This is a genomic window from Microbacterium sp. Y355 (assembly GCF_059445345.1).
Window position 1 is genome coordinate 167,316 of the sequence record NZ_JCAIUD010000001.1, and the last position, 13,250, is coordinate 180,565.

General features: G+C 63.1%; 13 protein-coding genes. 11 read left to right on the forward strand and 2 right to left on the reverse strand.

Annotated features, from left to right (window positions below; all coding sequences use genetic code 11):
* Positions 1 to 71 precede the first annotated feature (71 nt).
* From AC1C2O_RS00855 to AC1C2O_RS00905, 11 genes are all read left to right on the forward strand, one after another.
* On the forward strand, positions 72 to 668 hold the full coding sequence (locus AC1C2O_RS00855; RefSeq protein WP_439277881.1) for an ATP-dependent Clp protease proteolytic subunit: 597 nt from the start codon (positions 72 to 74) through the stop codon (positions 666 to 668).
* Positions 669 to 687: 19 nt separating this feature from the next.
* Positions 688 to 1,329, forward strand: a complete 642-nt coding sequence (locus AC1C2O_RS00860; protein ID WP_495428538.1) for an ATP-dependent Clp protease proteolytic subunit — start codon at positions 688 to 690, stop codon at positions 1,327 to 1,329.
* A 278-nt stretch (positions 1,330 to 1,607) separates the two neighbouring features.
* Positions 1,608 to 2,543 carry a sugar-binding transcriptional regulator gene (locus AC1C2O_RS00865; protein ID WP_495428539.1) on the forward strand — a complete coding sequence of 312 codons (936 nt, stop codon included), beginning with the start codon at positions 1,608 to 1,610 and terminating at the stop codon, positions 2,541 to 2,543.
* Positions 2,540 to 3,541 (forward strand): deoxyribose-phosphate aldolase, encoded by a 1,002-nt coding sequence (deoC, locus tag AC1C2O_RS00870; RefSeq protein WP_495428540.1) that lies wholly within the window; start codon positions 2,540 to 2,542, stop codon positions 3,539 to 3,541. Before AC1C2O_RS00865 ends, deoC begins: the two co-directional genes overlap by 4 nt.
* A 13-nt stretch (positions 3,542 to 3,554) precedes the next feature.
* Positions 3,555 to 4,997 (forward strand): aldehyde dehydrogenase family protein, encoded by a 1,443-nt coding sequence (locus tag AC1C2O_RS00875; protein WP_495428541.1) that lies wholly within the window; start codon positions 3,555 to 3,557, stop codon positions 4,995 to 4,997.
* Positions 4,994 to 5,845: an aldehyde dehydrogenase family protein gene (locus AC1C2O_RS00880; protein ID WP_495428542.1), complete on the forward strand. Its 852-nt coding sequence runs from the start codon at positions 4,994 to 4,996 to the stop codon at positions 5,843 to 5,845. The genes AC1C2O_RS00875 and AC1C2O_RS00880 overlap by 4 nt, the downstream gene beginning before the upstream one ends.
* A 122-nt stretch (positions 5,846 to 5,967) precedes the next feature.
* The gene (gene clpX / locus AC1C2O_RS00885; protein WP_495428543.1) at positions 5,968 to 7,236 is read left to right on the forward strand and encodes an ATP-dependent Clp protease ATP-binding subunit ClpX; all 1,269 of its coding nucleotides are present in this window, start codon (positions 5,968 to 5,970) and stop codon (positions 7,234 to 7,236) included.
* Positions 7,237 to 7,250: 14 nt separating this feature from the next.
* Complete coding sequence (locus AC1C2O_RS00890; protein WP_495428544.1) at positions 7,251 to 8,018, forward strand: hypothetical protein; 768 nt, start codon at positions 7,251 to 7,253, stop codon at positions 8,016 to 8,018.
* A 50-nt stretch (positions 8,019 to 8,068) separates the two neighbouring features.
* Positions 8,069 to 9,178 carry an epoxide hydrolase family protein gene (locus AC1C2O_RS00895; protein WP_495428545.1) on the forward strand — a complete coding sequence of 370 codons (1,110 nt, stop codon included), beginning with the start codon at positions 8,069 to 8,071 and terminating at the stop codon, positions 9,176 to 9,178.
* Between the two features lie 86 nt (positions 9,179 to 9,264).
* Positions 9,265 to 9,474, forward strand: coding sequence for a hypothetical protein (locus tag AC1C2O_RS00900; RefSeq protein ID WP_495428546.1), 210 nt, complete (start codon positions 9,265 to 9,267; stop codon positions 9,472 to 9,474).
* Between the two features lie 180 nt (positions 9,475 to 9,654).
* On the forward strand, positions 9,655 to 10,440 hold the full coding sequence (locus AC1C2O_RS00905; protein WP_495428547.1) for a hypothetical protein: 786 nt from the start codon (positions 9,655 to 9,657) through the stop codon (positions 10,438 to 10,440).
* A gap of 135 nt (positions 10,441 to 10,575) precedes the next feature.
* Here AC1C2O_RS00905 and AC1C2O_RS00910 read toward each other — a convergent pair whose 3' ends face one another.
* Together AC1C2O_RS00910 and AC1C2O_RS00915 are read right to left on the reverse strand one after the other, a co-directional pair.
* A complete protein-coding gene (locus AC1C2O_RS00910; protein ID WP_495428548.1) occupies positions 10,576 to 11,085 on the reverse strand; it encodes a class I SAM-dependent methyltransferase in 510 nt (169 codons plus the stop codon).
* The gene (locus AC1C2O_RS00915) at positions 11,085 to 13,136 is read right to left on the reverse strand and encodes a M3 family metallopeptidase (protein ID WP_495428549.1); all 2,052 of its coding nucleotides are present in this window, start codon (positions 13,134 to 13,136) and stop codon (positions 11,085 to 11,087) included. The genes AC1C2O_RS00910 and AC1C2O_RS00915 overlap by 1 nt, the downstream gene beginning before the upstream one ends.
* Positions 13,137 to 13,250: the final 114 nt, after the last annotated feature.

Consider the following 13,250-nt stretch of genomic DNA (forward strand, 5'->3'; position numbering starts at 1 on the left):
GGCGAACACGGCCTGAGCGCCGCGTCTGCGCCGGTAGATTCGAATCACCGAACACGGAAACAGGAGCTGAAATGGCTGCAGAACCACTCGTCGCGACGAGCGTCTTCGACAGGTTGCTGAAGGACCGCATCATCTGGCTTGGATCAGAGGTGCGCGACGCAAACGCCAACGAGATCTGCGCGAAGATTCTTCTTCTCGCCGCAGAGGACTCGGAAAAGGACATCTTCCTCTACATCAACTCGCCCGGTGGCTCAATCACCGCAGGTATGGCGATTTACGACACGATGCAGTTCGTACCGAACGACATCGTCACCGTTGGCATCGGCATGGCAGCATCCATGGGCCAGCTTCTGCTGACCGCCGGCACCAAGGGCAAGCGCTACATCACACCGAACGCGCGTGTGCTGCTGCACCAGCCGCACGGTGGCTTCGGCGGAACGTCCAGCGACATCCAGACGCAGGCACAGCTCATCCTCTCCATGAAGAAGCGTCTTGCGGAGATCACGGCAGGCCAGACCGGCAAGTCGGTTGAGCAGATCAACGAGGATGGCGACCGTGACCGTTGGTTCACGGCTGATGAGGCGCTTGAGTACGGCTTTGTCGACCACATCCGCGAATCGGCTTCCGACGTCATTGGTGGCGGCGGAACCGATCAGGACAACAAGTAACGGATTCGAAAGGACTCATATGTACACGCCTACTTTCCAATCCGCAGGCAACCTGCCCTCCAGCAGGTACATCCTCCCGCAGTTCGAGGAGCGCACGGCATACGGCTTCAAGCGCCAGGACCCGTACAACAAGCTCTTCGAAGACCGCGTGATCTTCCTCGGTGTGCAGGTGGATGACGCATCCGCTGACGACGTGATGGCGCAGCTTCTCGTTCTGGAGAGCCAGGACGCTGAGCGTGACATTACGATGTACATCAATTCGCCCGGTGGGTCGTTCACCGCGATGACGGCGATCTACGACACGATGCAGTACGTCGCGCCGCAGATCCAGACCGTCGTGCTGGGACAGGCCGCATCCGCAGCATCCGTGCTGCTCGCGGCTGGCGCGCCCGGCAAGCGTCTTGCGTTGCCGAACGCCCGCGTCCTGATCCACCAGCCCGCCATGGGCGAGGCTGGCCAGGGGCAGGCATCCGACATCGAGATCCAGGCGGCGGAGATCCTCCGCATGCGCACCTGGCTCGAAGAGACCATGGCCAAGCACACCGGCCAGCCGGTAGAGAAGGTCAACCGCGACATCGATCGCGACAACATCCTCTCTGCTGCCGAGGCTCTTGAGTACGGCATCGTCGACCAGGTGCTGACCTCGCGCAAGCGCGCGTAGTATCCGTTCCTCGAAGGGCGGCAGTCATCTGACTGCCGCCCTTTGTCGTTCCCGGTCGCGGTGTGCGCTTCGCTCGGAGAAGTGCGCTTGGCTCGGCGAAATCTCGCGAAAACGTCCGAACTTGCTGTACATCTCCGTGTGAAGCGCTCGCCTGAACGACGCGTCGAACCGCCCGCGAAGCCGCGAATGTGCAGCGCACAGCGCATTCGATGCTCATATGCGCATCAACGTGCGCGACTGTGTGTTCGCGAGTATTCTGGGCACGAGGGGAGGATGCCGTGGACGATGATCTGCTTTCGGTCCGTGTCGCCGAGCTCTACTACGACGAGAGCAAGACGCAGGACGAGATCGGCGCACTCCTGAAGATCTCGCGATGGAAAGTCGGGCGGCTGCTCACCCACGCGCGAGCGGCAGGCATCGTCCGTATCGAGATCGTGCATCCCCGTGCTCGCAGACTGGGTCTGGAGCGCGAGCTCGCTCAGCGATTCGACCTCGCAGACGTCATCGTCGTTCCCGTAGCAGACGACGAGAACAGTACTCTCGATCGCGTTGCCCAGGCCGCGGCCGATCATCTCACGGCGCTTCGACCGGTACCGCGCACTCTCGCAGTCAGCTGGGGCCGTACTCTCACCGCCGTCGCAGAAGCACTGCCGGAAGGCTGGGCGAGTGGCGTGACCGTCGTGCAGCTCAACGGGGGAGTCAGCTTGAACCGGCGCTCAGGGGGCGCCGCGAGTCTGGCCATGACCATCGCGCAGCGTGCAGGCGGGCAGGCGACACTTCTTCCCAGCCCCGCCATTTTGGAACGTGTGGAGACGAAACAGGCGATCGAAGCAGATCGAACCGTCTCCGCTGTCTTGGAGCAGGCGGCGGATGCGCAGACCTACCTCTATTCGGCCGGCCCCGCCGACGCGACCTCGGCGCACGTCGAGAACGGATATCTGACGTCGGCTGACGTTGAGGAACTTGCGCGTCGAGGCGCGGTCGGGGATGTGCTCGGCCGCTATATCGATGCCGACGGCAACATCGTCGATCCGCAACTCGATGCACGTACGGTCGGCGTGAGCCTTGACCGGTTGCGCAGTGCTGCGCAGGCGATCTTCGTCACTGCGGGGGACGCGAAACATGACATCGCGCGTACAGTCGTCAGCAGTGGCCTGTGCAGCGTTCTGGTGACCGATGAGACCACAGCCCGAGCATTGTTGGAGGAACGATGACAACCCAAGAACTCGCCCGCCGTTCCGCGGTGGATGTGCTGGGCGGAGAGCCCGATGACGCCACGCTGCGTCGCTTCCTGCACGGCCTGCCCGGCGTAGATGCCATCGGCCTTGAGCAGCGTGCTGCCGGCCTCGGCACACGTTCGATCAAGACGACGTCGAAAGCCTGGGCGATCGACAAGATCATCTCGCTGATCGACCTCACCACGCTCGAGGGCGCAGATACCCCGGGCAAGGTGCGCTCGCTCGTTGCCAAGGCCAAGACTCCGGATGCGGGAGATCCCTCGACCCCGATCGTCGCGGCTGTCTGCGTCTACGGTGACATGGTCGGTCACGCCGTTGAGGCGCTGGGCGGCATTCACGGTGACCCGGACGACGGCAAGATCTCGGTAGCGGCCGTCGCGACTGCGTTCCCCAGCGGTCGCGCCTCGCTCGCCATCAAGCTCGCCGACACGGCAGAGGCGGTCGCGGCTGGCGCAGACGAGATCGATATGGTCATCGACCGGGGTGCTTTCCTCTCCGGTCGCTACGGCCTGGTTTTCGACCAGATCGCCGCCGTCAAGGAAGCATGCCGCCGCGCAGACGGTAGCTCCGCCTCTCTCAAGGTGATCCTCGAGACCGGTGAGCTGAACACCTACGACAACATCAAGCGCGCCTCCTGGCTGGGCATCCTCGCCGGGGGCGACTTCATCAAGACCTCCACGGGCAAGGTGCAGCCGGCGGCGACACTGCCGACGACGCTGCTCATGCTTGAGACCGTCCGCGACTGGCACCGCATCACCGGCGAGAAGATCGGGGTCAAGCCCGCCGGTGGCATCCGCACATCCAAGGACGCGATCAAGTACATCGTCACCGTCGCTGAGACTGCTGGCGAGGAATGGCTGCAGCCGCACCTGTTCCGCTTCGGCGCCTCGAGCCTGCTCAACGATGTGCTGCTGCAACGTCAGAAGCTGACCACCGGCCACTACTCCGGCCCCGACTACGTCACAATCGACTAAAGGGAACAGAAACATGTCATTCCTGGAATATGCCCCCGCGCCTGAATCCAAGGCGATCCTGAACCTGCGCGACAGCTACGGCCTGTTTATCGACGGCGAGTTTGTCGATGGCTCTGGCCCCAGTTTCAACACCATCTCACCCTCTGACGAATCGCACATTGCTGAGATCGCCGGAGCGAACGATGAAGACATCGATCGTGCGGTCGCGGCAGCTCGTCGCGCGTACGACAAGGTCTGGTCGAAGATGAGCGGTCGCGACCGCGGCAAGTATCTCTTCCGCATCGCCCGCCTCGTGCAGGAGCGTGCCCGCGAACTCGCCGTCGCCGAGAGCCTTGACAACGGCAAGCCGATCAAGGAAAGCCGCGACGTCGACGTTCCGCTCGTCGCATCCTGGTTCTTCTACTACGCCGGTTGGGCAGACAAGCTCGATTACGCAGGCCTCGGCGCCAACCCGCGAGCGCTCGGCGTCGCAGGACAGATCATTCCGTGGAACTTCCCGCTACTGATGCTCGCGTGGAAGATCGCTCCGGCCCTCGCCGCGGGCAACACGGTCGTGCTCAAGCCCGCCGAGACCACTCCGCTGACCGCGTTGATCTTTGCCGAGATCCTGCAGCAGGCAGACCTGCCTGCTGGTGTCGTGAACATCGTCACAGGTGCCGGTTCCACTGGTGCCACTCTGGTGCGGCATCCTGACGTCGACAAGGTCGCGTTCACCGGCTCGACCGGCGTTGGCCGCGACATCGCGCGTGCCGTCGCCGGCACCCGGAAGAAGGTCACCCTCGAGCTCGGCGGTAAGGCCGCGAACATCGTCTTCGATGATGCGCCGATTGAGCAGGCCATTGAAGGCATCGTCAACGGCATCTTCTTCAACCAGGGGCACGTATGCTGCGCTGGCAGCCGCCTCCTCGTGCAAGAGTCGATCCACGACGAGGTCGTTGACCGTCTGAAGTCACGTCTTTCCACGTTGCGTCTGGGAGACCCGCTCGACAAGAACACCGACATCGGTGCGATCAACTCCGCCGCTCAGCTGGCTCGCATCCACGAGCTCAGCGACATCGGCGAGGCGGAAGGCGCAGAGCGCTGGACGGCCGACTGCGCCATCCCTGAGAAGGGCTTCTGGTTCGCGCCGACGATCTTCACCGGCGTCGAAGCATCCCATCGCATCGCGCGTGACGAGGTCTTCGGGCCGGTGCTCTCGGTGCTGACCTTCCGCACGCCTGCCGAGGCCATTGCCAAGGCGAATAACACCCCCTACGGGCTGTCGGCTGGCATCTGGACCGACAAGGGCTCGCGCATCCTCGCCGTTGCTGACAAGCTGCGCGCCGGTGTCATTTGGGCGAACACGTTCAACCGTTTCGACCCGGCCAGCCCGTTCGGTGGCTACAAGGAATCCGGATACGGCCGCGAGGGCGGCCGACATGGTCTCACCGCCTACCTGAAGGGGGCCTCAGCATGAGCAAGCGAATGACAGTGCCGAAGACGTACAAGCTCGCCATCGGCGGAAAGTTCCCCCGCAGCGAGTCCGGCCGCACCTACGAGGTTCTCTCAGCGAAGGGCGCGTTCCTGGCGAACGCGGCGAAGGGCTCCCGAAAGGATGCTCGGGATGCTGTGGTGGCTGCCCGTGCGGCGGTAAAGGGATGGTCAGGAGCGACCGCATACAACCGTGGTCAAGTGCTCTATCGCGTCGCCGAGGTCCTCGAGGGGCGGCGGGCGCAGTTCATCGACGAGATCGTGGCGCAGGAGGGTGTTTCTGCTGCCGCGGCCGGTACGCAGGTCGACGAGGCCATCGACCTGTGGGTCTGGTACGCGGGCTGGTGCGACAAGTACGCCCAGGTTGCAGGCAATGCCAACCCGGTGTCCGGTCCGTACTTCAACATCTCCGTGCCTGAGCCGACCGGTGTCGTGGCGATTGTCGCGCCGCAGGACTCCGCTCTGCTCGGTCTGGTCTCTGTGGTTGCCCCTGCACTTGTCGCAGGCAACACGGTGATCGTCGTGGCCAGCGAGCAGCATCCGCTTTCGGCGATCAGCTTCGCAGAGGTGCTCGCTACCAGCGATGTTCCGGGGGGAGTGGTGAATGTGCTCACCGGATCGCCCGCAGAGATGGCGCCGTGGCTCGCATCGCACGCTGACGTCAACGCGCTCGACCTGGCAGGCGCCGGAGCTCTCGAATGGGTTGACCTGCAGATCGCTGCGGCTGACACGCTCAAGCGCGTGCTCACACCGGGTGATGTGACGGCGTCGCCGGAGCGGATCGCGGCTTTAACCGAGATCAAGACGGTGTGGCACACCAAGAGCTTGATCTGAGCTGAGTGGATCTCGGGGATCTGAGCTGACGAGATCTGGCTTGAGCCGCGCCAATGCGTCCCAGTGTCCGAGGGAGAGGTTAGGCTCGAAGGAGTTTTTTAGTCTCCCCAAGGAGGACGCGCATGGCCCGTATCGGTGAAAGCGCTGACCTGTTCAAGTGCTCATTCTGTGGAAAGAGCCAGAAGCAGGTGCAGCAGCTGATCGCTGGCCCCGGTGTGTACATTTGCGACGAATGCGTCGAGCTGTGCAACGAGATCATCGAAGAGCGCATGGCGGAATCCTCCGCCGACGGCGTCGCTGACTTTGAACTGCCCAAGCCACGCGAGATCTTCGCGTTCCTCGAGGAGTACGTCGTTGGGCAAGAGCCCGCGAAACGGTCTCTTGCTGTCGCCGTCTACAACCACTACAAGCGCGTGCGCGCGCACGGCACGCTTCAGCTCGCCGAGCAGAAGGCCGAAGAAGTCGAGATCGCCAAGAGCAACATTCTGCTCATCGGTCCGACCGGTTGTGGCAAGACCTACCTCGCTCAGACATTGGCGAAGCGGCTGAACGTCCCGTTCGCCGTGGCAGATGCCACTGCGCTGACCGAGGCCGGCTACGTCGGTGAGGATGTGGAGAACATCCTCCTCAAGCTCATCCAGGCCGCGGACTACGATGTGAAGCGCGCCGAGCAGGGCATCATCTACATCGACGAGATCGACAAGATCGCCCGCAAGGCCGAAAATCCTTCGATCACTCGCGATGTCTCCGGCGAGGGCGTGCAGCAGGCGCTGCTGAAGATCATTGAGGGCACGGTCGCTTCTGTTCCGCCGCAGGGCGGTCGCAAGCACCCGCACCAGGAGTTCTTGCAGATCGACACGACGAACGTGCTGTTCATCGTCGCGGGTGCCTTCTCTGGCCTGGAAGACATCGTCTCGGCGCGTGTCGGAAAGCACGGTATCGGCTTCGGTGCCCCGCTACAGGACAAGTCCAAGGATCTTGATCTATTCGGCGAGGTTCTTCCTGAAGACCTGCACAAGTTCGGTCTGATCCCGGAGTTCATCGGACGACTGCCCATCGTTGCGTCGGTTTCTCCGCTGGATCAGGATGCGCTGATGGAGATTCTCACTGCCCCTCGCAACGCCCTGGTGAAGCAGTACCAGCGCATGTTTGAAATCGACGGTGTGGAGCTTGAGTTCGAGGAGGACGCGCTTCGATCTATCGCCGACCTCGCGGTGGAGCGAAAGACTGGTGCACGTGGCCTGCGCGCCATCCTTGAAGACGTGCTCGGTCCGATCATGTTTGAGATCCCGTCTGCCGAAGACGTGAAGAAGGTCGTAGTCACGCGTGCGGCCGTCGATGAAGGCGCGCCACCGACCATAGTGATGGAGCGCAAGCGCAAGAGCGCTTAGGGCCAGGGGTTAGAATGCAGGTTTTCAGGAGCCTGGTTCTGATCGGTGGCGTGTGTGTTGTCGCCGTAGCTGCGACCGTGGTCGTGGTTAGCGTCGACGTGGCCGCTTCTCGCGATGGAAACGCCATTGCAGAGAAGAGTGTTGTCGCAACGGCGGACGCGCTCACGAGTGCCTTCGGTTATCAGACGGAAGCGACAGACGCGGAGAGCATCGCGGCCGAGCGTTTTCGGTCATCTTCGACAGAAGTCCAGCCAGTGCGGTGGAGCGGGTCGACGGACGCCGGCGATGAAGCGATCATCGACATCCGGATCAGGTCGGATGTGGAGGCGAAGAGGTCCCAGGAGGTTTTCGGCCAGTGGACCTCGGCGGGAACAGCCGAGCGCTGCTACCGATTCACGCTGGCGCTGTACACCGAGGTGCAACGCGAAGATCTGGACTGCGATGAGTTGCCGCAGCGTGTGCCCGCACCGACGGCTGCCCCGAAGCCTGCGCTTCCCGCCGACACGGCAGAGATGATAGAAGCGGTGTTGCTGCAGTCTGACGCACAGAGTCTTTCAGACGAGCTTCGCGACGCTTTCCCCGAGGCAGACGTCACTGTCGATGTGACGTCGACGGACGACGGAGAACTGGTCGCTGCAGTCGGCATCGCGGCCGTGCGCGACTGCGTCGTGATGGTGCGAGGTGCCGACGGTTTGGTGTTCCGGGCGTCGTTTGATCGAATCTCGCTGGAGCCAGGGGAGCTGGGGTGCAGCGTGCGACTGTACACGGCGCCATTCCTGTGATGGTTCGGACTTCCGGGCGCTGCGTCTGAGGTGCGCTCTATAGTGACGCCATGCGAAGCTTCCAGATCTCGATTCCTGACGACGCGATCGTCGATCTGCGCGAGCGGCTCTCTCGCTCGCGCCTGTTGCCCGACTCGCCGCGACACCCGGAGGCGGGGATGTCGGCGGAGTATCTCCGGACCCTGGTGGACAGCTGGCTGGAGTTCGACTGGCGTGCACGCGAGGAATGGCTGAACCAGCATCCGCAGTTCATCGCGGATGTCGACGGCACCGACATCCACTTCGTCCATCTGCGATCCGAACGCCCTGATGCTCCGGCGCTGCTGGTGATGCACGGGTGGCCGCACACCTTCGCGCTCCAGCTCGAGTTCGCCCGGCTGCTTCCGGACTTCGATGTGATCGTTCCGAGTATGCCTGGCTTCGCCTTCTCCGCACCGTACGACGGAACCATGACGGAGAGCGTGATGGCGCGACTGATGCATACGCTGATGACCGACGTGCTCGGCTATGAGCGGTATCTCACATACGGCGAGGACATTTCGGCCAATGTGAGCGACCTGATCGCATCGTCTTACCCCGACCAGGTGCACGGCATCTTTGCCACCCACTCGCACTTCGGTACCGACGACGAGCGTGCGGCCATCGAAGATCCAGAAGCACGAGCGTTCTTCGACCGGTTGGCGGCGAGCGGTGGGCCGGACGGCGCTTACGGTCACGTGCAGGGCACCCGCCCTGACACTCTCGCCGCGGGGCTGAACGATTCCCCTGCAGGCCTCATCGCGTGGATCGCAGAGAAGCTCGTGGAATGGAGTGACACACCGACAGATCAGCCGGAGTTGCTCGAACGCAAGATCTCGCGGGAACGCATCCTCACTGAGGCGATGATCTATTGGGCGACGCAGAGCATCGCCACGTCATTCAGGCGATACTTCGATACCGGTGAAGATGAGCGCATACGGCCGGTCGAGGTGCCCGCGGCTGTCGCGATCCAGCGGCACGAACACGATTATCCGGAGAGTGTCGCTCGGAGCTTCTACCGCGACCTGCGCTCTTTTGATCGGCTGCCGGAGGGCGGGCACTTCACGGTCGCCGAGGTACCGCAAGAGATGGCGACGCGGATGCGCGACTTCGCGCGGGAGCTCGGGTTGCTCGCCGCGTAGGCGCGGTGGATGGTCATTCGCCACAGGCTCTTCGAATGTGACGAAGCCTGGAGTAGAGTCGGGCGCAATAACGAGGGGATGTTGAAATGATCCGGCAAACGACACGCGGCCGGTCGATGCTACTGGTGGCTGCGATTCTCTCACTCTTGCTGTCTGTGGGCTTCAACTTCTCCGAGGCCGGAATCGGCTGGTTCTGGACAGCGGTGCCGTTGGTCGGTGCCGGTCTGCTGGTGCTCAGCGTGCTACTTGGCGTCAGTTACGTCCTATTGGGCAGTCGCTCGGTTCGTGCGGAGTAGTCGACTCGTGCGCACGCGTCGCTCGGAGATGTGCACGATCTTCGGGGACATTCGGCGAGTTGCTCCGAAGATGACGCACTTCTCCGATTGAAGCGCTCACCAGGACGTAGAACGAGCCGTCGCGGTGGGGCGTAAATGCATGAGTGTGAGACGAATATCCCTCCTGGCACACTTGCTGGCATGAGAGCCATTCGTTCGCAGCAGCTTTTCTCGGTAGGAGTGCTGCTTCCACTGTTGGTCTGCGTAGGGTGCGCTGTTGGCGCAGGCTCGACCCCTCCGACCAGCGCAACGGACGATTCCGCCGTCGCCTACGAGTGCAACGGACGCACGGTTGACGCAGCACGATACAACGCCGATGTGCGCGCCGACGAGCTCACTGGCGACGCCGCAGCCGCGCTCGCCTCCGTCGTAGACGGCTTGGGTGCCAGTGCCGCGCCCGAGAACCTCAGTGAGTGGGTGGTGACGGCTGAGAGTTCCACGAGCATCACCCTGCTTCGGCCGTACGGCGCGATCGATGATGCCGGCGCAGACCACGACGTGCTCGAGTTCGAGAAGATGCGCGCCCTGCCGGCGACAGGAGAGGAGGGGTGGATGCTCACGAGCAGTGCATCGTGCGCGCTCGCGATCGACCCCGCTCCGCTCACACCAGCCGAGGTGAACCTTGATCCGGCCGCGCTGCCGGACCCTGACTCTGCTCAGCTGACTCTGCTCGTCACCGAACGCGCCTGCAACAGCGGGATGGATGCGGCAGGGCGGGTCGAACTGGTCGCCCTGGAGGAGACCGAGGGCGCGGTGATCGTCCATATCGCCGTGCGACCGGACAGTGATGACGTAGCGACCTGCCAGAGTAATCCGCCGACACCGTTCACCGTGAAGCTGGAGTCACCGCTGGGTGAGCGAGAGATCGTGGACGGTGCATTGATCGTTCCGCGTCCACTCGACGTGCTGCAGCCGTTGGGTGGGTGAGGGGCGCCGAGCAGAACGCTCGTCGGAACGCTCAGCGAAGCGCGGGCACCCACTCGGCGATGAGGAGTCTGTCGGCGTCGTCTGACCAGATCGTTGATCGAGTGATCGTGAAGCTGTGCGCGGCCGCTGTCGACGTCAGTTGATCCAACGACTCGAAAGGCTGATGGTCGGCCGGATACATGTGCGTCTTGCGCGGCGCGCCCCTCGGCCGGCTGCGAGAAATGTCGCAGAGACGATTCGGCCGTGCGGCCGCAGGACTCTGCGCCACTCCGCCAGCGCGCCGGATGTGTCCGGAATCACGTGCAGCCCCGTGACACAGGTGATGAGGTCAGCTGAGGCGTGGACGAGCGGCAGGTCCGCGGCATCCGCCTCGATGAACACCGCCGACGGTAGCTGAGCTCGTGCGACCGCCAGCATGCCCTGCGAGACATCGATCCCGGTGAGTGCGAGTGCGGGGGAGCGCTGGCTCAGCGCGCGCAGGACGAGCCCTGTACCTGTGGCAATGTCGAGCACCTCTTCGACATCTGTCAGATCGGCGAAGTCAGCGACAGCGACCGCGACAGCACGATGCATCGCGCTGTCATCGTAGGTCGCTGACCGCGCGTCGAATGTACGGCTGATGGCGCTGAGTCGCTCGTCGTTCATCAGCCTCCGAGCCCGCGGCGCTTCAGCAGCGGAGCGATGTCGGCGTCGCGGCCACGGAAATCACGGTATGCCTCCAGAGGATCCTTCGATCCGCCGACGCCCAGCAGACGGGCACGGAAACGGTCGCCGTTTTCGCGCGTGAGACCGCCATTCTCGCGGAACCACTCGACGGTGTCTGCATCGAGTACTTCGCTCCAGATGTACGAGTAGTACCCCGCGCTGTAACCGCCTGAGAACACGTGGGCGAAGTAGGTGGAGGAGTAGCGCGTTGGAACAGCCGGGTTGTCGAGACCGATCTCCGCGAGCGCCGCAGCTTCGAATGCGGCGACGTCGGTCATCGAAGAATCCGTGCCCACCCGATGCCACGCCTGATCCAGCCATGCCGCAGCCAGGTACTCACTCGTGTCATGACCCTGGTTGAACGTCTCAGTTGCGCGCAAGCGCTCCACGATCGCGGCATCCAGCGGTTCGCCGGTCTCAAAGTGACGTGCGTAGTTGTCGAGTACCTGAGGCCAGAGAATCCACATCTCGTTGACCTGGCTGGGGAACTCCACGAAGTCACGGAACACGTTCGTGCCGGCGAAGTGGGGGTAATTGACCGTAGCGAACAGCCCGTGCAGCGCATGACCGAACTCATGGAACAGCGTCGTCACCTCATCAAGCGTGAGAAGCGTCGGCTGCCCGTCGCCCGGCTGCGACACGTTGAGATTGTTCACCACGACCGGCGCCGTGCCGCGGAGCGCGGACTGGCTGACGATCGGATTCATCCACGCACCGCCGCGCTTGGAATCTCGCGTGTACAGATCGAGAACGTAGAGTCCGAGCGCACTGCCACCGGGGTTGTGTACCTCGAACACGCGAGCGCCCGGGTGGTAGGCGACGAGGTCGTCGCGCTCAGTGAAAGTGACGCCATAGAGCTGCGTTGCAGCGTAGAACACGCCGTCTTGCAACACCCGCTCGGCCTCGAACCAGGGGCGTAGTGCGGCCGTGTCGATGTCGTACTGTGCCGTACGCACCTTCTCGGTGTAGAAGGCCCAGTCGTGCGCCTCGAGGGCAAACGGCTCCGATTCTGTCGCATCGATGATCGACTGCAGCGCTGCCTGCTCGGCGCGCGCGTTGGATGCTGCGGCCGGTGCAAGACGGTGCACGAGGTCAGATACGGCTTCGGGTGTTCCTGCCGTCTCGTCGGCTGTGACGTAAGCCGCGTGGGACGAGTATCCGAGTAGCGCCGCGCGCTCGGCGCGCAGCACGACAATCTCGCTCAGCACAGTGCGGTTGTCATTGGCGTTGCCTCGCGCTGCTCGGGCGCGTGATGCATCCATGATGCGCTGGCGGCTCTTGCGATTCGTGAGGGATGCCAGATATGGATGCCCCGTGAACAACGGCAGTGAGATCAGAAAGCCGCCTACGTGGCTTCGGTCTGTTGCAGCGCGTGCTGCGGCGGACAGCTCGCCGTCCGTCAAGCCATTGAGCTCCTCAGCGCTTTCGAAGTACACGGCGAGATCGTTGGTGTCGGCGAGCAGATTCTTCTCGAACGTGGTTGTCAGCGTCGACAGTTGCTGGTTCAGGGCGGTCAAGCGGACCTTGGCCTCGTCGTCGAGCGCAGCACCGGCATGTGTCATCTCTCGGAAATGACGCTCAACCAGGTACTTGCTCTCCGCGTCGAGCTCGAGTTGGTCTAGCTGCTCGTGGAGGGTCTTGACTCGCCAATACAACTCAGAGTTCAAGCGGATGGCGTCCTCGTGCGCAGCCATCAGTGGCGCAAGCTCCTCATCAATCGCCTGGATCTCGTCCGTGGCATCCGCTGAGCTCACGGTGTAGAACGCATGCGCGACGGCGTCGAGAAGGGCGCCGGACTGCTCCAGTGCGACCATCGTGTTCTCGAATGTGGGCATCGACCGCGCCATCGTGATGCGCCTGATCTCGGCGAGGTGCTCGTCGAATGCAGCCCGGAAGGCGGGCACATAGTGCTCCGGCCGGATCGCGGCGTAGTCCGGGAGTGCGTAGGGGAGAGCGGATGGCGTCAGGAGCGGGTTCACGGCATCGGTCATGGAACGAGCATAAGGGGCGATCCGAGAAAAAGATTGACACCGCGGCATCCGGATCACACAATGATGAAAACACTTTCGTAATAGTTATGAAAGCTGATTAGAAATTGAGGTCTA